A 24,415-nucleotide genomic window follows, 5' to 3' on the forward strand; every position below is an offset into this window, starting at 1 on the left:
CGATAGGATCAGGTCATGTCGCCCGACGACGCGGACAAAACCGCCCCGACCTGCGGAAACAGCTGTTGTCGCGCGCCGGTTCCCGATACAATGGAATACTTTCGGGCGACGGGCGACGGGCGACGGGCGACGGGCGACGGGCGACGGGCGACGGGCGACGGGCGACGGGCGACGGGCGACGGGCGACGGGCGACGGGCGAGCGGTTCTGTTCGCGGCCAGGTCGGCGGTGGCCCTGTATCGCCTGCTCGATGTTCTCCCCATATTTTCCGGTGACGACCGGATCACCCGTCTGTTCACCCTCGTCCCCGGGTCCGACTTCGGAGCCGACGCGCTCTCCGCGTTCGACGCCCTAGGCGGCCACACGGTGCCATGGAGCGAAGCGTGCGCTCGCACGCACGACCTGGTCGTCGCCACGAGTCCGAAGGGCGACCTGAGGCTGCTGCGCGGCCCGCACGTCCTCCTGCCGCACGGCGCGGGCTTCAACAAGTCGATCCCGGGCGAAGGTTCGGCAGACTCGGCATCCGGACTGGACCCGGCGTATCTGCGACGAACCGGCCACGACGACGCGCCGATAGCGCTGCACGCCCTGGCCCATCCCGATCAGGTCGCCAGGGTGACCGCCATGGACCCGCAGGCCGCCCGGCACGCGAAGGTGATCGGCGATCTCACTCTGGAACGCGTCCTCGCCTCGACGTCCCTGCGCGACCGCTACCGGGCCGCGTTGGGCACCGGGGCCCGCAAGCTGCTGGTCCTGGTCTCCACCTGGGGGCCCGAGTCCCTCATCCGGCGACACCCCGGACTGCCCGCCCTGCTCGCGACCCAACTACCGCATGATGAACACCAGTTGGCATTCGTGATCCATCCCAACGAGCGCGACCTGCTCGGCACGTACGAGCTGACCGAACGCCTGGCGCCAGCTCTGGACGCGGGGATGATCCTGCCCGATTCACACGAGGAGTGGGCCTCCGTCCTGATAGCCGCCGACGCCCTGGTGACCGACCACGGATCTGCCGCCCTGTACTACTGCGCCGCCCAGGACCGCCCCGTCGTGGGCGTCCACCGGGGCGGTGGCGAACTGATCCCCGACAGCCCGATGGCCGTACTCCTCAACCGGATACCGCAGTTGGGACGCGCCGAGGACATCATCGACGCACTGCGGGCGTACCGGCCGGGCCCTGGGCACGCCGCTGCCCAGGCCGCGTTCGCACCCCCCGGCGACGCCATTGACCGCCTGCGCACCGAGGTCTACATCCTGCTCGGTCTCACGCCACCCGCTCACGGCGTCACTCCCCGGCCACTGCCCCTGCCCGCTCCCGCCGGGCGTGTCCCCGCAGCGTTCGACGTCCACGTGGAGACCACCGCGGCCGGTGTCCGGCTCACCCGGCACCCGGCCGGCACGGGGCTGCCCGGCCACCACCTGGCCGTGGAGCACGGCGCCGCCGGCGAACAACTCGCCCGTTCCGCAGGCCTGTTGTACCGGCGACCGCTCCCCGTGTCCGCCATCCCCGTGGACCTGGCCTGGACCGCCGACGGATGGACCCGGCACGCACTGGCCGCCTACCCGGGCTGCCGTTCCGCCGCGGCCCTGCTGCCGTCCGGCGAGTGCCTGCTCAGAGTCCGCGGCCATGAACGTGCGTACGCCGTCCAGGCCGAACCGCGCTCCGAGGAAGGCCGGGTCGTACGGATCGACCCGGCCGTCGCGCTGTCGGCCGTACACGCCCGGCTGGTCTCCACCCGGCCCGCCCCGGACAGCCGCACCGTGCTGAACTGCCTCGTCGGAGAACGGACTTACCGCATCATCCTCCGCCCGGCCACGGACACCGAAGCAACGCAGGTGATCTAGACCAGACCGTTGCGCCGCCGGAGGGTCCGGGCCGTCGTACGGTGCGCCTCGGCCTCCGTCAGGCGCCCTTCGGCGGTGTCCAGGTCCGCGAGCGCGTCGTGGACGCGGGCCAGGTCGAAGCCGGAGCGCCGCCTGTCGGCCCGCCCGAGCGACTCCTCGTACAGCGCACGGGCCTCGTCCGGCCGGCCGAGCTGATGCAGGACGCCGGCGAGGGCGAACGCCGAGCGTCCGATCAGCCTCTCGCGTTTCTTCGCCACGAACCCCGCGTGTGCCTCGGAGAGCAGACGACGCGCCGCCTCAAGATCGCCCGCCTTCGCGTTCGCCTCGCCCATCCGATAGGTCTGGAGCAGGATGCCGTAGGGGTTGGGGATCGCCTGGTGCAGGTCGCGGGAGCCGGTGAAGTCGTCCAAGGCGGAACTCCACTGACCCAACGCGCCCTTGAGCATGCCGCGGTGCTCGACGGCCGACGCGGCGAGCTTGCGGTCACGTTCGGAGTCACCCAGCAGCCGGGCGGCGGACATCGCGCCGTCGATCTGGACCTGGGCCTCGCTCAGCTCCCCCGACTCCCATAGCGGCCTGGCCAGTTGGCAGCGCGTGCGCACCAGCCATCCCGCGTTCCCTCCGTGCCGGACCGCCGAGTCGACGGCCCGCCGGAAGGCCTCGATCACCTCGGACTGGTGGGGGTGATCCAAGGCATGCGTCCACACGGGCTCGGACAGGGCCACGACCTCGGCGTCCATCCCACGCGCGTGAGCCAGGCGCGAGCATGCGAACAGGACTTGGCGCTCCTCGTACAGCCAGCGCGCCGCGCGTTCGGCGCGTTCACCCCCGACCCGCTCGTCCTCGGTCGCCCCCGGATCCTCCAACGGAACGTCCGGCACACCGGGAACGGGATCGAAGAGACCCACGACGGTCAGCCGACGGCCGGCTGCGAACCGGTCGGCAAGCTGAGCCTGCCGTACGAACCAGCGCAGCAGCCTGACCTGCGCCTCAGCCACCTCACCGTCCGCCGTCTCCCGGCGGGACCGGCGCAGGGCGTGTGCGCGCAGCGGTCCCAGCAGTTTCATCTGGCCGGCCTCCGTCAGCGACAGCAGACGCAGGTCCAGTAATCCGGCCCGGTGCAGCTCCTCCAGGGCGTCCCGACAGACCTCCGGTCCCAGTCCCGAGAGCGCGGTGGCGGAGGGGAGCGTGAACGTCCCGCCGGGATGGTGCGGAAGCAACCGGTAGAGCAGGGCCGCCAGCCGGGACAGACCGGCGTAGGCCATGTCCCAGACGGGCTCCACGCCGGACACGCCCTTCTCGTCCAACTCCGCCCGGAGATCGGCGAGAAGACGGGAAAGCGGACGCAACTGGTGCGCACGGACCCACTGGCCCGCCACATGCAGCGCCGCGGGCAGACCGTCGCACAGACGGACCACCGCCCGTGCCGCTTCCGGATCGGCGGCCAACCGGTTGTCACGGACGATCAGTTCCAGCAGGTCTGTCGCCGGCCGCTCGTCCAGTGGCAGCAGTGCCAGATCCTCCACGGCGCCGGCTTCGAACTCGTGGAGCGGACCGTGGCTCGTGACGATCACCACGCTGCCGCCCGACGCCGGAAGGAGGGGGACGACCTCCGAGGCGTAGCGCGCATTGTCCAGCAGGAGGATGAATTTCGCCTCGGATGTCCTGTTCCAGTACTGTGTGCACCGGGCCGCGTACTGAGCCTCCACCTTGTCCGGCTCCACCTCGAGGGATCTCAGCAACCGGGAGAGCACATCACCGGGGTCCAGCCTCCCGTCCACCCGGAAGTCGTCGAGGTCGACGGACAACACGCCATCGGTATAAGCTAAACGGTCGCACAGAGTACGAGCGATCCGGTTGGCCAGCTCGGTCTTTCCCAGGCCGGTCGGCGCGCGCAGCACGATGACCGGCGGGCGGGACCGGTTCCGCCAATCCGTCACCGCACGCACGGCACGTTCCTGCTCCTCGTCACGGTTGACGAAGTTCAGCGGCTCCGGCGGAAGTTCGACCCTCACACAGCCCCCTCGATCATCCACAGTGCCCTGCACGCACTACCCGACGATCATGCACTCTAAAGACTTTCACCGCTTGGTGTCCGGCACCAGGCGGGTCAGGTGCGGGTGAGGTCGGACAGGAGCGCCGGGAGGAGGCGTTCCTCCATGACCGTGCTGCCCGACTCCTCCATGGCACGGGCCAGTGCGGGGTCCCAGGGGCTGCCTGCCGGCGGTCCCACGAGCGGTGTGGACTCGCCCTTGCTGAGGGCCGCCGTGTAGTCGGCGGCGGTCATCCGCCAGGGGCGGGCGCCGTGGCGGGCCACGGCGTCCGCAGTGATACGCAGGCCGGCCCAGTCGAAGTCGGCGCGCCAGTGCAGCCGGGCTCCCGCGCGCACAGCGTCGCCGAGCAGTTTGTGGCAGGCGGCGGACGGGACGCCCTCGGTGCAGACGAGGGCGGCGCCGGTGTCCTCAAGTTCACCGGCCGCGGCGCGCAGTACGGCCGGGTTCTCGCAGACGAAGATGGTACTGGCGGCGGGGACCACGGGATCGGTCGCGAGCTGGTGGAGGGTGAGCCGGAAGGGGATGCCGAAGTCGGCGGCGTCGCGCAGCCAGTCGCAGACCACCGTGTCGCCCCGGGCGCCGATGTTGAGGACGAGCACCTGGCTGGCGAGGTCGTCGGCGATGGCTCCGGCGCTCTCCCACAGGGAGCGCCGCCCGGCCCGCTCGCGCGGTACGACCGAACTGTCTCCGCCGCGCTGGGCAAGGGCGCGCAGGACGAGCTGTTCGAGCGGGGTGCCGGGAACGAGGGCCTTGGTGTCGCCGGTGGCCCACTCCGCGAGGACCGGAAGCGGCAGGAGGCCGGTTGAGTGCGCGGGGAGCCGGCTCTGGTCACCGGGGAGGCGGTCCCGGTCACCCAGGAGCCTCTCCAGGACACGTACCGCCGCGTCGAGGAGGGGCGCGTCCCCGCGGCGTACGAGACGGGTGAGGGTGCCGTCGGCGGCGATCCGCTCCAGCCAGGCGGCGAACCATCCGTGTCCGGCGAGCCGGCTGGAGTAGACGGATTTCAGGGCCCGTTCGCGGTGCGCGTCCTCGTCGGCCCGTTCGGCCGGCCGGTCGCGCAGCGGGCCGTGGAGCCGGCCGAGGGTCTGGAGGAGACCCGTGCCGTAGCGGTCGTGCAGATACGCGTCCAGGTCGCGCAGGGGTACGGCGAGGCGCTGGGCGGTCTCGGGCCGGTAGCGGCCGGTGATGCCGATGACGGTACGGCGTTCGGCCTCGTTGGGCCGCGCGAGCCCGATGTCTCCGTCGAGCACACCGCCGGTGCGCTCCAGCCTGCGGCGGGCGGCGGCGAGCAGCCGGGGCCATCCCCCGCCCCGCAACTCGTCGTACGCACCGTGCTCATGGTGCTCATGGTGCTGAGGCGGCTCAGCCGGCAACCTCGGCCTCCTCGGGCGTCGGGACGCGCCGGGTGCCCGGCGAGCCGAGGGCGGCGGTGAGATCGCCGGTGTCGTCGGCGAGGAGCCGGTCGCCGTCCCAGACGAGCAGCAGCGCGGAGACGGTGTGGTCGACGGCGGTGTGCGCGAGATCGTAGTGGGCGGCGGCGGACACGGAGGCGTGGGCGGCCCACAGGTCGTAGCCGGTCATGAACAGGTCGAGGTCGAACTGGGCTGCCAGCGACATGAGCTCGCCCCGCCCGGTGTCGTCCACGCCCGCGAAGGCCTCGTCGAGGGCGAGCAGGCGCGGGGCGTGCGGGTCGGCGGAGTTGAGCATGGCGTGCGCGGCGGCGAACAGCGGAAGGTGCAGCGACACGGACTGCTCACCGCCCGACAGACGGCTGTGCCGGGCACGGGTCAGCCGCTCCTCCGTCTTTCCGGACTCGCCGGGCCGTACCAGCTGGAACGCGAACTGCCGCCAGTGCCGGTAGTCGAGGACCTCGGCGAGCAACTCCCGGTAGGGCTGGTCGCGGTGGCGGGCGCGGGCGGTCTTGATCTGCGCGGCGAAGTGGACGCGCACCCGGGCGAGGCCGTCGGGGCCGAGGCGGGCGGCGTCGGCGTCGAGGAGGGCGCAGACGGCGCGCTGCTCGTCGTCGAGATGGTCGGCGAGCAGCCAGTTCACGCCGACCGTCGTCCCCGAGGACATCGTGCGTGCCCGCATGTCGGTGTTCATCCGCCGGATCAGGTCGCGGGCGTCGACGGTGCGGTCGTGGATCTGCTGGGCGAGCCGGGTCAGCAGGGCATCCTCCAGGATGCGCTGCTCGGAGTCGGAGAGCAGTTCGGCCTGGTCACGGCGGTGGGAGGAGATCTTCTGGGCGAAGGCAGCGACGGGCAGGGGGCCCTCCTCGTCGGCCACGCGGACGAGGATGACCCCGTCGGAGCCGTCCCACTCGGGCCGGTAGTCCTGTCCGGCGGCGGCGAGCTGCGCCTGCAGGTCGTCCAGCGCCTTGGTGAGACGGGTGACGGACTGCTTGAGGCTGGTCTCGGTGGGGGTGAGGTCGCGGGTCGCGGAGAGGATCGCCTCGTGTACGGCGATCACGGCGGGCGGGAGTGCTTCGCCTGCCCAGTCGGCCTCCTGGGCGGGCCAGGTGAGTGAGGGCGCACAGCGCAGGATGTCGAGGAGTTCGCGGGCGGCGTACGGGCGCAAGCCGCGGGCGGTGTCCTTCTCCTCCGCCGCGGCGACCGACCCGGCCTCGGCGGCGGCCGTACGGCGGGCCTCGGCCGCGGCGGTGCCCGCGATCGCGGTGTGCTGGGCCGTGCGAGCCGCCTCGGCCTCCCCTGCCAGGGCGTCGATCCCGTCCTCGGCCTCCTGGACCTGGCGCATCACGTCCTGCGCCTCGGCTCCGACGGCCGCCTGGAGCGCCTCAAGACCCGCGGCCTCCTCGGTGTGCCGGCGGCGCGCCGCGCGCTCGGTGTCCAGCGCCGCCTCCTCGTCCTCGGCGGCGGCGGTGAGCCGGTCGGCGCCTGCCTGGGCGGCCTCGGTCTGGCGGGCGTGTTCGCGGCGGCGGGCGGCGAGTTCGCGTACCGCCGTCTCGAAGGCGCGGGTGGCGGTCTCGACGGCGTCGACGCGCTCGATCTCGATGGCGTGTTCGGCCGCGGTGCGGCGCAGGGCGCGCTCGGCGACCGAGCAGGCGGCCACCGACTCGTCGTACGAGGCCTGGGCGGCGTCGGCGGCGTCGCGGGTGGCGCGCAGCCTCGCCGAGGCCTTGTCGAGTTCGCGCAGGGCCTGCGTGATGCCAGTGGTGCGGGGCAGGGCGGCGCGGGCGGCGGCGTACGCGTCGAGAGCGGCGTCCGCACGGGTCTGTGCGTGCGCCAACTCGTCGAGCTGGGCGGAGAGGTCGGCCAACAGCGTGTCGCAGGCGGCGATCCGGGCGGCACGCCTGCGCGCGCGGGCGGTGGCGCCGACGTACTCGGCGTGCTCCTTGGTGTGGGCACCGACCAGGACACCGGCCGCGTACCGGCCGTCGGGGCTGATCTGCGGTGTCCCGGTGTCGAGGTCGCCGGTGACGGTGACGGAGCGCAGTACGGCGGTGATCCGCGCGGCCGGGATCGCGGCATTGCGCTCAGGGTTCTCGGGGGCCTCGGGTCGTAGGAGATCGGCGAGGCTCGGACCGCTCACCGGGGCGCCGGCACGGAGGTGGCCCTCGCTGTGCCCGGCCGCCACGGGAGTGTCCTCCGCGGTGAGGAGGGCGTCGAGGAGGCCCGACGCCTCCAGAGCCGCTTCCAGGTCCGCCCGCTGACGATCGGTCAGTTCATCGTCGAAGTCGACGAGTTGCCACAGCGGCACGCCGTCGCCGGGCGCCCGGTCTGCGCTGCGTCCGCGGGCCGGGGGTGGGGCGTCGTCGTGTTCGGCGGCGATCCGGTCGCGTTCGGCCCGCGTCTCGGCGCGGCGGCGCTCGACGTCGGTGCGCCGTGCGCGCAGGGAGGCAAGGGTGTCGCGCAGTTCCTGCACTGCGGGAGCGGTGGCCTCGGTGAAGGCGTCGGCGAGCGTGAACGCCTCGGCCTCGCCGGTGAGTTCGAGGGCTTCGGCGAGTCGCTCGGCACCTTCCCCGGCGAGGAGCGCGCCGTGTGTCTCCGTCCACTGGCCCAGTGCCGTACAGGCCTCTTCACGGGCGGATTCGAGGGCCGCCTCGGCGACCGTTTCGGCGGTTTCGGCCGCGCCGACGGCCTCCTGCGCGCGGTCGAGGGAGACCCGGGCGAGGTCACGGGTCTGCTCGGCACCGCGTGCCGCCTGCTGGGCGCCGCGCACGGCCCGGACGCCCTCGTGGCGGGCCGCGGCCAGCGCGGCGGAACGGTCGGCGAGACGGGCGGGCTCGGCGTCCGCCGGGGTCCAGGGGAGGCCGGCGGTGTGGGCGTGGTCGGCGACGGTGGCGGCGTCCCGGGAGACCGCGGCGTCGAGTTCGGCGGCCAGCCGGGCGGCGCGTTCGGCCTCGGCGCGGGCGCGGCCGGTGGCGGCCGTACGGCGTTCGCGTTCGGCGCTCGCCTGCCGGGCGGTGTGCTCGCAGGTGCGCACCAGGCGTTCCAGGTCGGCCAGTTGCTCGACGGCCTGATAGGCGGCGGAGGAGCGCAGCTGGTCGAGACGGGCGCGTTGGGCGGCGAGCGAGGCGTCTGCCGACTCGGCGCGTGTCTCGGCGACGGCCTGCTGTTCGCGGGCCGCCGCCAGGTCCGCGGCGGCGGCGCGGAGGGCGGCGGCGCGCCCGGCGGTTTCGGCGCGGCGGGCGGTGAGCCGGTCCGCGGCGGTGCGGGCGTGGACCCGCAGATACGTGGAGTAGCTCGCGAGGAAGACACGGGTGGCGTCGTCGGCGGCGACCAGCCCCTCCAGGGTGCGCTGCACGGACTCCATGTCGTCGAAGGAGCGGGCCGCCTCGGCGATCAGGTCGTCGTCGAGCGGGCGCAGGCCCGCGGTGAGGGTGTCGGAGAGCTTGGCCGGGTCGAGGTTCTTGGCGAGCTGTGGGCGGCGCAACGTGAGGATCAGGGTGAGCAGTTGCTCGTACCGCTCCCGGCCGAGGCCGAACAGTCGCTGGTCGACTGCGGCGCGGTAGTCCGCCGTGGAGGCGATCAGCTCGCGTCCGAGCTCGGCGGCGAGCTGCTTCCTCGTCATCGGCCGGTCGTCGTCCGTCAGCAGCGAGAAGTCCTCGCCGACGCGGCCCTCGGCGACGAAGTGCCAACGCGCCGGCGTGTCACGGTGCCGCTGGGCGTGCAGCCCGATGCCACAGGTGACGGCCTCACCCGTCTCCCGGTGGGTGAACTCCATCCAGACGTAGCCGAGGGCGCTGTCCTGCCCGCGGAAGAGCAGGTTGGACTTCATCGTGCGGTCCTCGGCGGCGAACGGGTTGAGCCGCTTGGGGTCGATACGGCCGTCGAGGACGAACGGGAAGAGGACCTCCAGGGCCTTGGTCTTGCCTGACCCGTTGGGGCCACGCAGCACCAGCCAGCCACCGGCGAAGGAGAACTCCTCGTCCCGGTAGTCCCACAGGTTGATGATCCCGGCGCGGGTGGGGACGTAGCGGGGGGCCGGGGTGGGAGCGGGGGTGCTCACGGAGTCGGGTCCTTGGCGGTGTCGTCGGCGAACAGGGCGGTCTGGGCGGGCAGCTGGGCCGACGTGCGGGCCGCGGTACGCGTCTTCACCCGGGCGGTAACCCCGCGGTAGCGGGCGAGCAGGGGGAGCGCGAGGGCGCCGCCGTCGACCCGGGTGATCAGCGACATGGCACCCAGCAGGTCGAGCGCCTGGTCGAGCAGCCGGTCCGGGTCGCCACGCAGCTCGGCCGCGAAGCCCGCACCGTACTCGTCGGTGATCTCCTTGAGCCTGCCCCGGAGCCAGGAGTCCGTGACGAAGGGATACCGGGCCTCCCCCGGTTCCTGACCCGCGTCGCCGGACATTTCGTACACCTCGTACACCTCGTACACCAACTCATCGTCTGTCTCCGCGAGTTGGGCGACCAGCCCGCGCGACGGCAGGGCGCCGTCGATCCGCCGGGCGCGGGCCACGAGGCGTTCGGCGGCGGTGGGGGCGGGCAGCAGTTCGAGGGCGTGCCGTCCGGTGCGCTGCACGGCGGCGCTGATCCGGGCGGCGAGGAGCAGCGCGGCCTGCGCGACAGTGCCGCCGCCGGGGAAGCGGATGTCGGACAGCCTGCCGGAGGTGTCGATGAGCGCGACGCCCTCGGCCCGTCGCTCCACCGTCAGCCCGGTCAGACGCTCCAGGTCCTCGGCGAGGGCGGGGGCCCGCAGCTGGCCCAGGAGTTCGGTGTCGGCGTCGGCGTAGTACGCGACCGGGTTCTCCAGCACCAGGCGTCGGGCGCGGCGGGCCTGGTCGCGGCGCCGGCCGGCGCGGCCGGCGGACATGCCGAGCGCGCTGCCCGTGTCGAGGAGCACGGTGACGGAGGTCAGGTGCTGCAGAACCCGGGTCGGGTGGTGGACGGCGAGGAGGATCTCGCGGTCGATGTCGTACAGGGCCTCGGCGCGCTCGGGATCCCCGGCCCAGGCGGTGGCGGAGCCGTCGGCGAGAGTGAGCGCGCCGCGTTCGGTGAGCCAGGTGACGGCGTCGACGAAGGCGTCCCGGTCGGGTTTGCGCGCGGTGTCGAGCCCGAGTCCATCGATGCGTACGGCGTCGGCGGCGACCGCGTCGGCCAGCTCGCCCAGCGCCACCTGCGCGCCGTGGCGGCCCAGGGCGGCGAGGGTGAGGACGAGGTAGGCGTAACGGCGTCGGTCGAAGGGGCGTCCCGCGCGGGTGAGGGCCGGGCGGGTGGTGTCCAGGCCGTCCTGGGCGCGCTGGAGCCGGGCGGTGTCGGCAGTGGTGACGAGCCGGTGGCCGAGCGCCTCCATCAAGTCGGTGCGCAGCTGCCCGGCCCAGCGGCGCACGGTCGCCAGCGCCGCCCTGTCCGGATACCCGGGCGTGATCAGCGGATGCCGCAGTACGAGCCGTACCGCCTTCTGGTAGTCGGCGAGTTCGAGCGGGGAGACGCCCTCGGCGACGCGGCTCATGCGGTCCTGCCTTGCTGGTGCTGGTGCTGGTGGTGACTGACCTCCAGGCGCAGCCCGTCGAGGTGGAGGCGTCCGCGCACGGTGTCGACGGTGGTGGAGCCCTCGGCGGGGGTGAGGGTGAGCCGTACCCCGTGGGCGGATCCGGAGGCCGCGGTGACCAGGCGGCTGGCGGGGACGCGGGCGGCGAGCGCCACGTCCAGCAGGGCGAGCAGGGCCCGCGTCTCGGGCTCGTCGAGCGTCCGGCCGTACACGCCGTCCGACGCGAGGGCGTTCGAGGCACCTCGGCGCTCGGCCTGCTCCTTGAGCTGCCCGGCGCGGAGCAGGGCCCGCCGGTCGTCGTCGCGCTCGATGCGGCCGGGACCGTGCAGGGCGGGGGTGCGGCCGGACTGGACCAGGGTGCGGGCCAGCTCGACCGGCTCGGCCTCCCACCAGGACGTACGCCCCGGGATCTGCTCCGGATCGGCGTACGGGACGGCGATGTGGCGGGGCGCGCCGAGCCCGAAGACCGCCTGGAACAGGGCGTGCGCGTCCTCGTCGCTCTCACAGGAGGTGAACCACTGGGCGAGATGGCGCAGCTGGCTCTCCCGGCTCACCCCGCCACGGCGCGCCTCGGTGACGCGGCGCAGCAGCGCGAGGACGGAGCGGATCGCGGTGACGGTGGCGTCCTGCAGCCGCTCGGTCTCGCTGTGCTCGCGCTCCGCGAACCAGTGGACGATGCCGTCCCACCGGTGCCGCCAGTCCGCCAGGCGCTCGGCGGGGCTGCGGAAGAGCCGCTCGTCCGCCTCGGCCGCGTACTCGATCATGCGGTCCACACCGGTGGCCGCGGCCTTCTCGACGGCCTCGGCGAGCAGCGGGGCGTAGCGCCCGAGCTCGGCGGTGAACTCCCGCATGTGGGCGAGGAGCGTGTCCTTGTGGGTGAGGAACACCTCGGGCCGGGTGTCGTTGGTGCGCGCCAGGTCGCCCAGCATGAGGTAGAAGCGGGCGGCACGCTGCGCCATCTCGTTCAGCACGGAGTCGAGCCGGCCGAGCTTGCGGTACACCTCCTCGCCGTCGCCCGCGGTGTTGGCCTCGGCCAGCGCGTGCAGGTCGCCGAGGATGTCGGGGAAGACGAGGCGGGAGAGCTGGGCGTCCTCCAGGCTCGCCCCGAGTACGTCCTCCACGGCCCGGTAGGCCCGGTATCCGGCCTGGGTGAACTGGTAGACGTAGTGGCGATTGCGGTACTCGGCCAGGTTCGCGGCGCGTGTCCCGTCGTACGACCGGTCCAGGATCTGCCACTCCGCGAGCGCGTCGAGCAGCGGCTGAACGCCGGCCAGCCCGCTGACGGCTCCCGCGGCGGGATGGTCGGCGGCGAGCCGCTCCAGCAGTCCAACCGCGTCCGAAGCGTGCAGCAGCACCTGGTAGTTGGCGCGTCCGCGGTCGAAGGCTCGCAGCAGCCACAGGTACTCGTGGCGCTTCTCGGCGGCGGCGAAGTGGAACAGCCGCAGCCGGTCGTCGAGGGAGAACGCGTCGATGCCGAACGCGCCCTCGTCGACGGGGTCCGGAACATCGGGGTGCGAGGCGTGGGGCTCGTCACTCACGGATCTGGCGGCTTTCCTCGCTGCGGCTGGTACGCGGCGCCTACAGCGACCGGTACACGCTCTCGTCCCCGGCCGGGCAGCCGGGGTTCCGCACCAGTCTGCCGCACTTGTACCAGTGGCGGTAACTCGCTCTCCGGCCCGCACTCCCTGTGCTATTTGCCCCTCCGCGCGCCCCGTGGGGCGCGGAGGGCGGGCCTCCCGATCCCCGATGCCCCACCTTGCCCTCGTCCTCCCGAAGGTCCGGGCGGACGCAGGTGGCGCGCTCCGCGAGCAGGGCGTGGTAGCGGTCCGGGGGCAGGGCGTAGTCGCCCGGTGGGGTGATGCCGGGTGCAGTCAAGGGCGTCGATGCCACGGGCACGGGCCGCCTCCCCACATGCGCGGGACAAGGCAGGGCACGTGCGGCGCGGTGGCCATCCGCTCACACATCCACAGCAGCCGTCCGGCGCCCCGGCGCGGCCCGAGCACGCGCCAGCGGATGGGCAGCGCGTGGTCGCCGGCGACCACGGCCGCCCAGGGGTGAACCGTGCCGATGTGTCCCTGTGCGCCGAGCCAGGCCAGGTAGCGCCGGGCCTCCTCCAGGATGCCGGTCATGGAGTCGACGGCGGACAGACACCAGACGATGTTTGTCAAAAGACTACAAAAGTACCGCCGGTGTCCTTCGGGGTGTCGCTCACCGGGCTGACGGCGCGGTGGCTGGATCCGCGGTCGGGGGCCGGTTGCGACCCGCGCCCCCGGGCGGTTCTGACGGGGCGGGTGCACCAGCGTGGACGTCGGGGTGGCTGGCCGATCAACGGTCCGGGCCCGTGGCGGCGACGGTCCATCGGGGGCGGGCCGGGCGGATCGGCCACGGCCATAGGTAGCTGCGTACCGCGGCCCCGCGGGTTCGTCAGCCGGTTCGGCGGGGTTCTGCGCGTTCTTCGACGAGGGTCAGGCCGTGGCCGGGCGCGCCGCCGATGCCGGGGGTGATGCTGCCGCCCGTGGGGTCGAGGGTGCCGTCGAAGAGCAGGTCAGCGGCGCCGTACGAGCATGACGATGGCCACGATTACCACAATGATCACTACTGTTCCGAGACCTATGTACATGCGAGGTTCTTGTTCTTTGTCATTTTCTGGTCAGCGCGGCCAAGCCGTACCGACAGGGACGCGTCATGATTTTCTGGAGCCCCGTCTTGTGATTACTCCTACCCGCCACGGCTGGGTCAAACTGCGAGATCCAGTCAGCGTGGCATCACGAGCTTGACGATGAACAGCATTTCCCGAACAGGGCTGCCATTTGAGCGGACCCCGGGATGGAAGGAACTTCGTGATCTACAAGGAGGGGACCCCGCGGACCGAGCGGATCGTGTCGCGGAGCAACGCCGTAACCTCGCCCAGCGGAATCGCCGCCAGCCGCCCACAACGGAAACTACCTGCAGGCGTGGCACCTTCCGCAGCCCCTCGGCTTGCCGGCGGGTCAGCCGGCGGGGGCTCATCGGGTGCGAGGCGGGTGGCTCGTGGCCTTCGGGGCTGAGGCCGCGCGGTTGCCCCGGCTCGGGCGTCACAGCACACCACCTGCCAGGCCGATGGGCACGACCTGGGGCAGCAGGCGCGCTACCTCGTGTGCGGGTGAGGGCTGCAGCGCTGGCGGGCTCCCGGCGAGGGCGTCGGGGAGGGTGAGGAAGAGGGACTCGGAGCCGGTGAGGGCGACGAGCCGCTCCAACGCCGGGCTCGGGTAGTGCAGGTGCAGGGATCCGCCGACCGCGGCGGTGTGCAGGAGAGCGTGGAGGAAGGTGTTGAGGCCGCTGCAGTCGCAGAAGGTCACCGTGGTGACATCGACGTCGATGGTACGGATGCCGTCGCGCAGGCACTGCCCCAGTGACTCGCGCACCAGGGGCGCCGAGTCCATGTCGATCTCACCGGTCAGGGTGACCAGCGCCTGGTTGTCCGTGTCGTGCCGGAAGACGTTCAGCATGGGTGGGATGTTCAGGGTCATGGCGCCTCGGTTCACGAGACCGTGCCGGGCTCCCGGTACGGTCGTACGGTCGGGCAAGCAGGCGAATGACCGATCCAGCAGCCGGTGTTCCGGGGCCAAGGACCCAGCCGGTTCCCCTCGGGGATGCGCTGGGCGACGGGACGAACGATCCGCTCCCACAGGCATCTGAGCAAAGCAAGAATGTGCCGCCGGAGTCTGGGGCGTCCGTGCAGCAGTGTAGCTCTCAAATGGGCCCAACGGACGGGCAGAGCCACCCCGTCCACCAATGCTTGTAAACCCGCAGGAATTCGATCCCGGCACGTCGCTTCCCGCCACGTCTACGGCGCCCGTGACGCTCGCCCCTTTGATGTCTTACCAAGCTCGGGCATCTGCGGGCCGGGGCGCTCACGCAGATGTCTCCCGCCGGACGCTGATCGACGCAGCCACATATGCGAATCGTGACTCAGATGCGAGCAACTGGTGGTCCGTGGTCGGACATCAGGGCGGTGCTTGACCGGGTGCGCAGAGATGTGCGGGCGAGCCGAGCGGTGGGGACGCACGCAGCGAGGAATAGGGCAGCCAGTACGGCCCACCCGATCTGGTGCCATCCGGTGACCAGGAGGGTGACCACGGCGGGGCCGATAGCCTGCACGGCTGCCTCGGTGGTGGCGACGACCCCTTGGTACTGGCCGGCGGCGTCCTTGCGCATGAGTCGTAGCGACAGCCCCCAACGAGAAGCCATGTAGTACAACTCGCCGATGACGTGCGCGATCACTCCCGCGAAGAGGATGGCCAGGGCCCACAGGGGACTGGGTGTCCATGGGGCGGCGGCAAACAGCAGACAGCACGTGCTGAGTGCGATACCCGAGACTGTGATGGCGCGTACGGCGCCGCGCAGCCGTTCCGTCTGCCGGGTTACCGGTAGTTGGAAGGCCGCGATGCCCGCAGAACTGACCACGACTGCCGCTGCCGAGGCCCAGGCTGGTGCGGCTGTGTTCTCGCTGGCCCACAGAGGCAGGCCACTGGACAGCAGGGCCCAGCACAGCGCGAGGATGGCGGTAGTGGCCATCAAGGCGAGGAAGGGGGTGTCACGGAGCGCGAGGGTACCGGATGGCCGGGCATGCGAGGCGGGTGGACGGACGCTGGGCACTGCCAGCGTGAGGGCGGCGGTAATGAGGAAGGTGACGGCGTTGAGGAGCACGGCGCCCACGTAGACATTCCGCTGGTTGGAGGCCAGCACAGCTGCGCCGAGTGCGGCGCCCCCCGCGTAGGCGATGTGCTGGACGACGCGCGAACGGGCCAGGACGCGCAGCCGGCGATCAGCGGGGATGAGGTTGTAGATCAGGGTGATCCGTAGTCCCACCCCCGCGCTCTGAGCGGCAGCAGAGAGCGCCGCTACGGCCAGGAGCGGCCAAAAAGATCCAACCCACAGGTAGCACACCAAGATGCCCGCTCGCGCAGCGGTGAGTGCGGTCAGGATTCCGCGGGGGCCATGGTGGTCGGCGTACACACCGCATGGGACTGAGGCGAGCAGTCCGAGGGCACCGCCGAGTCCGACGGCCACCCCCATCTCGCCTGCCGGGATGCCCTGCTCGCGGGTGAGGAAAAGAGCCCAGATGGTGAACCACAGGCCGTCGCCGACAGCGGTGACCGCCTGGGCGTACATCAGCCGTCGTACCGTGCGCCGCTCGCCGGCATGAGGTGGACTCACGCCTCGGCCACCGCTGCGTTCTCCAAAGCGCCGTACCCTTCCCTGCTCACGATGCCGGCCGCGCCGGTGGTGAAGAACCGTGCCCACACCCCGCCGGGACGGCCGCCGAACAGGAACGGACTGAAGACGGGCGCGACGTCGATCTCTTGGAGCGGCTCGCCCGGACCCATACTGATCGGCAAGGGACACGACTGGGCCGGCACGTATTCCTGGACGATGCTGCCGCCCTGGGTGGCAGCCTGTTCCACCAGTGCCTGCCACTTCGCGGGAGGGGTGTCCCGGCCCAGGACGACCTGCAGGCCCTGCATGCCGATGCCTTGCTTGAGGACCATCCGCTCTTGCTGACGCAACACATGGGGCAGGAGCTCCACGGTCTTTCCGGCGTAGGTGGTGTGCCGGTCGGTCACGATGCGGGTCCACGGCAGGTATTGCTCGATGAGCGAACGTTCGGCGTTGGTCATCCAGGGGCGGCCCTCAGACACCAGGCCCAGGGTTTGTTTGTTGGCGAGGAAAGCCGACGTCTGGGGGGACAGCAGCCGGCAGCCGTTTTTCAGGGCCCGGCGGACGGGGGCGGTATCAATCCCCAGCTCTTCCCATTCGGGGATGGTGAAGTGGCGCAGTCCTAACGGGTAGCGCTGGTGCTGGGGGGCATTCCACGTCTCCTCCAAGTCCTCTGGTTCGAAGTGGCGGGCGGTGAAGCCCCTGCTCTTCAGATAGTCCGTCTCCAGGTCGAAGTAGCGGGTGGAGTTGGTGTGTTTCAGGTCACGGACGCTGCCCACCCAGGCCAATCTACGGGGTAGCGCCAGTTCCTCGCAGACGTCGGCAAAGAGGCTGGCGCGCGCGGCGAAGGGATCGTGGAAGGTGAACGGGGTCGGGGAGTACTGCCGGTACAGCGTTTGCCATGCCTGCTGGAGACAGTGGAGTTCCACCGGGCCGCCGATGGCGCCGCTCACGTTGAATTCAAGGAAGCGGGGACCTTCGGGGCCGATCGCCACGTCAGGGCGGGCCATGCAGTGCGCATAGCGCTCCTCGGTCCAGAGGTCGTCCGTAAACAGCGGGTAGTCGTGGTCGGTGGTTCCGTAAGCTGCCATCCGACCTTCGTTCGTCGGTGCAATCTCCAGAACGGTGCGGTGCAACAGGTCCAGTAGGGCGCGGCCGACACGGAACAGCTCCGCGTAGGAGGACCGCGGCAGAACGAAGGGAGCGGCGGGGACCGCAGAGCGGGGCGGGATACCGGTATCGCGTATCTCGGACAGCAGGACCTCGCGGACACGTTCGGCCGAGGCGGCCGGCGCGGGGCAGCGGCTGGCGAACCATGCATGCGGAGGGGGCACGGCGGTGTCCTTTGGTGGTCATGAAAACCTGGGCTAGGCGCAATGCCGTTGCGTTACGGGCTTGCGGGCTGGGGTCTTGTGATGAGGACCGCTTGAGGTCCGGTGCGGGTCGGCTGTGGCCAGGAACGGTGTTCAGTTCGCTTGAGGCGGTAGTTGGACATCTTGCGTTTCACCACGCGGGGCTGGCTGCGGAGGCGTCTGACGGGCAGGAGCCGTTCCAGGAGGTCCTGCTCGAGCATCACCAGTGCTCTGACCAGGAGGTCAGGGGGAAAAACTGCCCGGCGTGACGGTCACGCTGCGCCGGGCAGAGCGCAGCGTTTCGGTGAAGGAGACCCGGTCAGGGCCCAGGCCACGGGTGGCAGCCGTTCTCAGCATGAGTTCCCGCAGAGCGTGGTGGACCAGCAGGTGTGCCCAGATCTGCTGGTGAACACCGTCGGGTGTTTTACTGCTGAGCACGACGCGTGCGCCACGCTGATGGGTTTTGATCTCGGCGAAGACGGACTCGATCTCCCAGCGTTCGCGGTAGAGCGCGGCCAGCTGCCGGGCAGGATACCGTCGGGCGTCCAGCAGGCTGGTGACCAGGCGATAGTCGTCGGTCTCACCCTCACCGGCCCGGTCCTTGAGCCGGTAGGCCAGGACACGGACCACAACCGGCTCCTTGCGGGCCGGGCCGCCGCTCGCTCTGATGTGTGAGAGCCATGACCCGTCGCGGAACTGTTTGGTGACGGGCAGGACGCGGTTGGCGGGCACCCGCCACAGCAGGTCGGCGCCGGTGGCGGTGAACGCCTGCCACAACGGGACGCCAAGGAACCCACGGTCGGCCAGGACCAGCTGACCTGGGCCGGTCGAACGCGGCAGGCGGCCTACCAGAGTGACTTCCCCGGTGCGGCAGCCGGCCAGTTCCGCGTCCAGCACCGCATGGCTGCCGATCTCCACCAGAGCTGCCATCCGCACTTGCGGAAACGCGCTCCTGCCCGACCCGCGGCCACTGCCCGGACGTCCGAAGGCAGTCTCGTTGGCTTCACTGTCCGCGACGTCCCAGCACGTGCCGTCGACGGCGAGCAGCCGCAAGCCCCGCCAGAACGCGCCGGGCGTCGCCTCGGTCGCCATCGGCTTCGCGGTCGTGGCGAACAGCACCCGCAGCGGCTCGGAGCCCAGCCGCTGCCGGGCCCTGAACAGCGAGGACTTCGCCGGAACACGCCAGTTGCCCAGCAGCCCCGAGCCCCGCAAGCCCTCGACGAGATGGCGCATCACTTCCAGATACGGGGCAGGTGAGAACAGGGCCAACGCCAGCACGAAGTACACCACCAGCCGCGCGGGAAGCAGCCGCTGACGTCGCTCGGCACGGCCGCACGCCGTCACCACCCGGTCCACCAAGCCTGGCGGATACACCCAGGTCAACAGGCCGAGACCCGATAAGTCAGACACACTCGCAGCCATCCGAACCACCCCCGGGACGAACTGCCAAGCACAGTACGCCTACAGCAAAGGCAACGGCATTGGGGCTAGGCGTTCTCGGGAGTTGTGCCTGGGGGAAAGCCGCTGGTCATCTTCCGCCGCCCGGCGTTGGGCTTGGTGCGGTGGCGTGCTCCAGGATCCGCAGGGCCTCGTCGGACTCTGATGCGGTCACAGTGAGTGGAGGAGCGATACGCAGGGTGCTGCCATCAGCGCCGCCCAACCCAAGGAGGAGACCGGCTGCGCGGGTGTCCTCAAGGATCAGACGGGCACGATCAGGATCGGCTGCACGGGTGAGGGGGTCGATGATGTCGACGGCCAGCATCAGTCCGTATCCCCGTACCGCACCGACGAAGGCGACGTCAGTGGCAAGTCGACGCAGCCCTCGCAGCATGCGGTCGCCGATCGTGGCGGCGTTGCGTTGGAGATCATGGTCGCGCAGGTAGTCGAGGGTGGCCAGGGCGGCAGTGCACGCGAGAGGATTGCCGCCGAAAGTCGAGATGGACTTCCCGGGGATGCTGTCCAGGATGTCGCGCCGGGCGATGACGCCGCCCATCGCCATCCCGTTGGCCACTCCCTTGGCGAAAGTCAACATGTCGGGTTGCAGGTCGTGCAGTTGGTGTCCCCAGAAGTGCTGGCCGGTACGGCCCCAGGCGGTCTGCACCTCATCGCAGATCAGCACAGCGCCGCGGTCTGCGGTGATGTCGTGATAGCGGCGCAGCAGTCCGGTGGGAGGGATGTGGAAGCCGGCAAGGCCTTGGACGGGTTCGACGACCAAGGCGGCGAGCGGCGGCCCGTCGGCGAGTTGGGCCTGCAGGTCGGCGGCGGGATCGGATCCGGCGGGCGGTGCGGCGTCGGGTTTCGGGGTGTTGCCATTGGCGGCCCAGGTGACCTTCAGCGCGCTGTAGGGACTGGGCTGCCATCCGGCGAGCCCGGAAACGGCAGTGGAGGTAAGAGACCTGCCGTGATAGCTGTCAGTGAGAGCGACAACATGGTTGCTCTGTGTGTGGCAAGTGGCGGCGAGCAGGGCGGTGTCGTTGGCCTCGGTGCCGGAGTTCGTGAAATACACGGCTGGGTTGTTGATACCGGAGAGTTCGGCAAGGCGTTCGGCAAGGCGTACCTGGGCGTCGATGAGATAAAGGGTGGAAGTGTGCACAACGCCGGTGTCGAGTTGGCGGTTCAGGGCGTCGCGGATCTCCGGGATGTTGTAGCCGATGCTGTTGGTGAGGATGCCGGCGAAGAAGTCCAGGTAGCGTCGGCCAGTGGTATCGGTGACCGTGCGATCCACGGCGCGTGAGATGGACAGTGGCTCGTCGTAGTAGGGGGTGACCCAGCGGGGGAGCACCCGGCGGTGGCGGGTGAGCAGACTGTCAGGCATGGGCGGACTCCTCGGCAGGGGAAGGCGTGGGCAGTCGGCGCAGGTCGTCGCGCAGACGTAGTTGCCGGGCGGCCAGGTCGGCGAGGTCCTGCGGGCCGAACGCGATGGGGGCATCGGGCCAGTGCTGGTGCAGGGCCTGGGCTGCGGACGGGGTGAATTCCGCCTTGCCGTGGGGGTCGACGGTGATGCCGTCGAGGGGGGCTCGGGACGCGTTCCAGGCAATGGCCTGCCGCTCCGACATACCAGGCGGCAGGCGTAGGGCGATGCTGCGCCCGGTGATGACGACCGGATAGCCGCCAGGGAGGCCGTGGGGTCCGGGGACGTGGCCCACGTAGGAGTGGTCCTCGTCCGTGAGGGCCCGCAGGACGGACGCACCGGCGGCGGCACCGATTTCGTTGAGGTCCTCGCGCGGATGTCCGCGGACGTGCGCTAGTAGTTGCGGAAGCCGACCCAGCGGCCGGTCATCGAGCCAGGCGGCGGCATCCTCGCTGGGGTCGGCGGGAGCGTGCAGGTGCGCATGGTGGGCGAGCAGCTTGAGCCGGCTCTCGTCGCGCACCCCCAATTGGGCCCGTATAGCAGTGGCGAGCGTGGCGACATTTCCCAGGCCGCACTGGGCCGGTGCATCGGCTGCCCGCAGGAGAGTGTTGACAGCGTCGGGGAAACAGGCGTTGACCACGGCAGTGGCTGGGCATACCTCGGCGCAGGCGCGGGAGGCACGGAGCGCGAGTGCGGCCTGCAGGGGCAATGTCACGCCGAACCCGGCCTGACGCAGGAGGTGGGTCCATGCCGAGGAACCGTTGCGGGTCTCGGAAGGCGACTGGTCGGACGCGCAGATCACCAGGACGCCGGGGCGGAGGCGGGTGAGCAGGGGGCGCAGGTCGCCCGTTTCGGAGAGGTCCGCGGCCAGGGCGGCGAATGAGATCGCGGTGTCGGCCAGGGTGGCGTGGGCATTGCCGAGTTCGGCCAGCCTGGTGCTCCGGGCGAGGCTGCGGCCGATCACATGGACGGTGAGGGCAGGTCCCGGGTGGCCGGCGAGCGAGCGGACCAGGCCCGTGGCGAAGGCTCCGGTGCCGAGAATCGTGATGTTCCGGGATGCCTCCATCACACATTCCGGAACAGAACGTGGGCCGGAGCGGCATCAGGGGCCAAGAAGGTGTCGAGGTCGACCGTGCGAGGTTCGGGCATTTCACTGCACTGAGAGCTGATGTCCAAGCGGGGCTGCCGCTGAGCGTCGGTGAAGTAGACCGGCTGCAGGACGCCGGAGGCATCCAGGCACAGCAGGGGGTTGGCGACCAGGAAGTCACGGACCGCCGCGGTGTCGCGGCGGACGTACAAGCGGACGCGCTTGGTGGCGAAGTGATTGGGCGGGAGTTCCACTCGGGGGGAGAACTTGCGCTTCCACTGGAAGATGCCCTTGCTGAAAAACGCCTCGGTGCCGAAGAAGTCCACTCTGGGGACGCCGTGCTCACACGCCCACTGAAGAAGCAGGTGGTAGACGGCCTTGAAGGCTCCTGCCTCGTAGTGCTCGTCACGGCCGTCGAGGACACCGAGCAGGCGAGTGGTCAGGGTACGGCGGTCGGCCGACCAGTGGCACAGCACGCCCGCGACGCGCTCCCCGGATCGAGTGACGAAGAAGAGGGTGCCGTGACGAAGAATGGCGTCGTAGGCGATGCTGAACGATTCGGTCCGGCTGCGGTCGCCATGCCGGCGCTCCATGGTGGGGGCGTGCATACGTGTGTAGAAGAAGGCGAATCCCTCCGGTGAGGCGTCCTCTTCGATCACCCACTGCTGCTGCTTCTGATTGCGGCGGAACTGCCACCGCTCACGTTTGGAGACCTGTTGTTGAAGCTGCTCGAACGTGGCGGGGAGGTCGACGACCAGATGGACGCGGAAGGGGGCGGTCAGGCTCCGGCCCTCGGGCAGGTGAGCGACTCGGCGGGCTTCGGCGCCGACGACGATCAGGTCGGCGTCCGGCCAGTGGCCGGCGTTCAGGTCCCGCCAGCGGGCAGTGGTGCGCTCGCGGTGGCGAGTAGGGCCTCCCTGAAGGGCGCGTTGGTGTTCCAGGAACTGCAGGATGTTGACCTCGCCGATCGGCAGCCCCAGGTAGGCGAAGCTCACCTGGTCGGGATCGGCACGGGAGACGATGACCTGGACTGGGCCGCCCCGCCCGTCGCGGATACGACGGGCGGCACGCCAGGCTGAGTGGGGACTGTTGTTCCAGGTGTAGGTGAGCCAGGACCGGGCGTCCCTGAGCCGATTGGGATGGCGACCTGGGGGACGGCGACCGGAGGGCGGCGGGGCGGTCGGGGTCGCGGGCGGGACGGAGGTCACGGGCACGACGGGGCTCCCAGTCTGGCGGACGGATCGCGGGGTCAGGAAGCCGCGGTGTGCAGGACGTGCCGCAGGTCCTCAAGCGTGCTGATCTGCTGGAGTTGGTCGCCTTCAGGCGGCAGATAGTCTTCGGCGTCGTAGGAGCCGGAGGCGTGGATGAGGACGTCCGGCGAAGTGATCAGGCCACGGTCCAGGCCGTTCAGGACCCCGGTGACGGCCATCACCAGCGACCATTCCCGCAGGCTGCGTGGATCTGCCGGCAGCCGGACGTCCACGGCCGCGAGAAGACGGCGAACGCGCGGATATCGCTCAAGGCACTCGGGCAGCGAGACCACGATGCCTCCCCCGCCCTGGCGGCGGATGATCTCGTTCATCCGGGGCGATGTGGCGGGAGTCTTGGTGTAGAAGGTCGGTTCGAGCTGCTCGTCAGGGGCGTAAGCCATCTGGGGGAAGTGCGGGTCGGAATCCTGGACGAACGATCCTTCATGCTCTGTCCAGGCGGGTCGGTGGTCAAAGCGCTGATGGTAGAGACTCGCCACCATGTCCGGGGTGCCGAGATGCTGGACCAAGAAGTATCCAGCTCCCGTGTCCGGCCATTCCTGACCGCTGTGCTGCTGCTGACCGTAGTGGTGGCCCAGGAGGCCGAACGCGCTGGAGCTGCGTGGGCATGCATACGAGGGCCCGGCGGCAAATGGTCGCGTTCGAAAAGAGCCCGGACGGCGTCAGCCACCACGTAGTTGGCCAGTTCGAGCGAGTGCCACACCCGTATGCCCTGTTGTGTGTGGAGGGTCTCGGCCTCCTGGTCGGCCACGGCTCGCGCGAGCTGTTTGACCTCCCCCGGTTCGCGGCTGTCCAAGACGGCCAGGGGGTTGACGCGGCGCAGTTGGGGATCATCGGTGAGCTGGGAGCGCCAGAGCTTGTAGCGAGAGGTGGACGGCACGACGCACACGACGCGCAACTGGTCCGGGCCGGCAAGGCCGGTCTCGTAGGCTCGCAGGACCGCATCCCGCAGCGCAGTGGCTTTGTTCGCGCTGGAGGGGGTGACGATGAGGATGGACTCACCGGTCCGCTGGATGTGGGCGACCGCTCTCGCCACGATCATCAGTGAGGCGAAGGTCTTGGTGGTTCTGGTGCGGGGGTTGTGCATCAGGTTGAGCAGAGTGAGCTGTGCGCCACCGTAGGGTTCCAGAACCGGGGCACTGATACCGCTCGGCTCCAGGAAGACGTCAAGCGCGGCGCTGGGAGACGGCAGTTCCCATCCCGGGGAGAATCGCTTCGCGTCCTGGTCCAGGGTCGCGGCGTGGGCAAGGATGTCCTGCAGTTCCGGGCGGTAGCGACTCAGAGCGCCCGCGCAATGGGTGGGGCGGATGGTGACTGGCTGAGGCGCGGCTGTGGCTGCGGTGGTGGGCATCGACTGTCCTGGTGCGCCAGTAGATCGCCACGGACGAGGTCGTCGTATGGGTCCGGGGCCGACGGGGCGTGAGCAAGGTCGTTCCCGGTTTCGAGTAACCGGTTGTCCCGGTCAACGAAGGCGACCTGGGGCTGCAACTCCCGGGCCTCCTCGTCGGTGACGGTCACGTAGCCGATGATGATGACCAGGTCACCGGGGGAAATCAGCCGGGCCGCGGCACGGTTGATGCCGATGATCCCGCTGCCTCGCTCACCTTCGATCACGTATGTGCTGAGTCGGCTGCCGTTGTCGATGTCGACGACGTCAACCTGTTCGCCCGGCAGCAGACCAGCAGCCTCGATCAGGTCCTGATCGATGGTCACGGAGCCCACGTAGTGCAGGTTGGCCTGAGTCACCGTGGCCCTGTGGATCTTGCTGTGCAGCATGGTGCGTTGCATGCGGAACTCGCTTCCCGGGGGC

General features: G+C 70.6%; 14 protein-coding genes and 2 pseudogenes. 1 reads left to right on the top strand and 15 read right to left on the bottom strand.

From position 1 onward, the window contains the following. Window positions 1-227: 227 nt before the first annotated feature. Window positions 228-1,844 carry a translation initiation factor 2 gene (locus RWE79_RS17845; protein WP_475941071.1) on the top strand — a complete coding sequence of 539 codons (1,617 nt, stop codon included), beginning with the start codon at window positions 228-230 and terminating at the stop codon, window positions 1,842-1,844. Here RWE79_RS17845 and RWE79_RS17850 read toward each other — a convergent pair. The 15 genes and pseudogenes from RWE79_RS17850 to panD all read right to left on the bottom strand — a co-directional run. After that, the gene (locus tag RWE79_RS17850; RefSeq protein WP_475941072.1) at window positions 1,841-3,859 is read right to left on the bottom strand and encodes a tetratricopeptide repeat protein; all 2,019 of its coding nucleotides are present in this window, start codon (window positions 3,857-3,859) and stop codon (window positions 1,841-1,843) included. The genes RWE79_RS17845 and RWE79_RS17850 overlap by 4 nt on opposite strands. Before the next feature lie 95 nt (window positions 3,860-3,954). Next, window positions 3,955-5,271 carry a TIGR02679 family protein gene (locus RWE79_RS17855; protein ID WP_475941073.1) on the bottom strand — a complete coding sequence of 439 codons (1,317 nt, stop codon included), beginning with the start codon at window positions 5,269-5,271 and terminating at the stop codon, window positions 3,955-3,957. After that, a complete protein-coding gene (locus tag RWE79_RS17860) occupies window positions 5,261-9,367 on the bottom strand; it encodes a TIGR02680 family protein (protein ID WP_475941074.1) in 4,107 nt (1,368 codons plus the stop codon). The genes RWE79_RS17855 and RWE79_RS17860 overlap by 11 nt, the downstream gene beginning before the upstream one ends. Further along, a complete protein-coding gene (locus RWE79_RS17865) occupies window positions 9,364-10,809 on the bottom strand; it encodes a TIGR02678 family protein (protein WP_475941075.1) in 1,446 nt (481 codons plus the stop codon). The genes RWE79_RS17860 and RWE79_RS17865 overlap by 4 nt, the downstream gene beginning before the upstream one ends. Further along, entirely contained in the window at window positions 10,806-12,386 is a 1,581-nt protein-coding gene (locus tag RWE79_RS17870; protein WP_475941076.1) for a TIGR02677 family protein, read from the bottom strand. The genes RWE79_RS17865 and RWE79_RS17870 overlap by 4 nt, the downstream gene beginning before the upstream one ends. 333 nt (window positions 12,387-12,719) lie before the next feature. Next, the gene (locus tag RWE79_RS17875; RefSeq protein WP_475941077.1) at window positions 12,720-13,016 is read right to left on the bottom strand and encodes a hypothetical protein; all 297 of its coding nucleotides are present in this window, start codon (window positions 13,014-13,016) and stop codon (window positions 12,720-12,722) included. 906 nt (window positions 13,017-13,922) lie between these two features. Next, window positions 13,923-14,357, bottom strand: coding sequence for an STAS domain-containing protein (locus RWE79_RS17880; protein WP_475941078.1), 435 nt, complete (start codon window positions 14,355-14,357; stop codon window positions 13,923-13,925). A gap of 442 nt (window positions 14,358-14,799) precedes the next feature. Then, a complete protein-coding gene (locus RWE79_RS17885) occupies window positions 14,800-16,047 on the bottom strand; it encodes an MFS transporter (RefSeq protein WP_475941079.1) in 1,248 nt (415 codons plus the stop codon). Then, complete coding sequence (locus tag RWE79_RS17890) at window positions 16,044-17,381, bottom strand: hypothetical protein (RefSeq protein WP_475941080.1); 1,338 nt, start codon at window positions 17,379-17,381, stop codon at window positions 16,044-16,046. Before RWE79_RS17890 ends, RWE79_RS17885 begins: the two co-directional genes overlap by 4 nt. 261 nt (window positions 17,382-17,642) lie before the next feature. Beyond that, complete coding sequence (locus RWE79_RS17895) at window positions 17,643-18,821, bottom strand: IS4 family transposase (protein WP_475940874.1); 1,179 nt, start codon at window positions 18,819-18,821, stop codon at window positions 17,643-17,645. A gap of 106 nt (window positions 18,822-18,927) precedes the next feature. Continuing rightward, window positions 18,928-20,214, bottom strand: coding sequence for an aspartate aminotransferase family protein (locus tag RWE79_RS17900; protein ID WP_475941081.1), 1,287 nt, complete (start codon window positions 20,212-20,214; stop codon window positions 18,928-18,930). Further along, window positions 20,207-21,316, bottom strand: a complete 1,110-nt coding sequence (locus RWE79_RS17905) for a hypothetical protein (RefSeq protein WP_475941082.1) — start codon at window positions 21,314-21,316, stop codon at window positions 20,207-20,209. The genes RWE79_RS17900 and RWE79_RS17905 overlap by 8 nt, the downstream gene beginning before the upstream one ends. Continuing rightward, complete coding sequence (locus tag RWE79_RS17910) at window positions 21,316-22,551, bottom strand: GNAT family N-acetyltransferase (RefSeq protein WP_475941083.1); 1,236 nt, start codon at window positions 22,549-22,551, stop codon at window positions 21,316-21,318. The genes RWE79_RS17905 and RWE79_RS17910 overlap by 1 nt, the downstream gene beginning before the upstream one ends. 35 nt (window positions 22,552-22,586) lie before the next feature. Beyond that, window positions 22,587-23,956, bottom strand: a pseudogene (locus RWE79_RS17915) (DUF6002 family protein). Window positions 23,957-23,985: 29 nt separating this feature from the next. Further along, window positions 23,986-24,393: pseudogene (panD, locus tag RWE79_RS17920) on the bottom strand (aspartate 1-decarboxylase); the annotation flags it as partial. Window positions 24,394-24,415: the final 22 nt, after the last annotated feature.

It is taken from the genome of Streptomyces sp. RLA131, from assembly GCF_056270125.1.

What these genes read in the sequence shown, in the direction of transcription:
- RWE79_RS17865 (WP_475941075.1), bottom strand. Translation starts at nt 10,809, where the DNA reads ATGAGCCGCGTCGCCGAGGGCGTCTCCCCGCTCGAACTCGCCGACTAC.
- RWE79_RS17880 (WP_475941078.1), bottom strand. Translation starts at nt 14,357, where the DNA reads ATGACCCTGAACATCCCACCCATGCTGAACGTCTTCCGGCACGACACG.
- RWE79_RS17895 (WP_475940874.1), bottom strand. Translation starts at nt 18,821, where the DNA reads ATGGCTGCGAGTGTGTCTGACTTATCGGGTCTCGGCCTGTTGACCTGG.
- RWE79_RS17900 (WP_475941081.1), bottom strand. Translation starts at nt 20,214, where the DNA reads ATGCCTGACAGTCTGCTCACCCGCCACCGCCGGGTGCTCCCCCGCTGG.
- RWE79_RS17905 (WP_475941082.1), bottom strand. Translation starts at nt 21,316, where the DNA reads ATGGAGGCATCCCGGAACATCACGATTCTCGGCACCGGAGCCTTCGCC.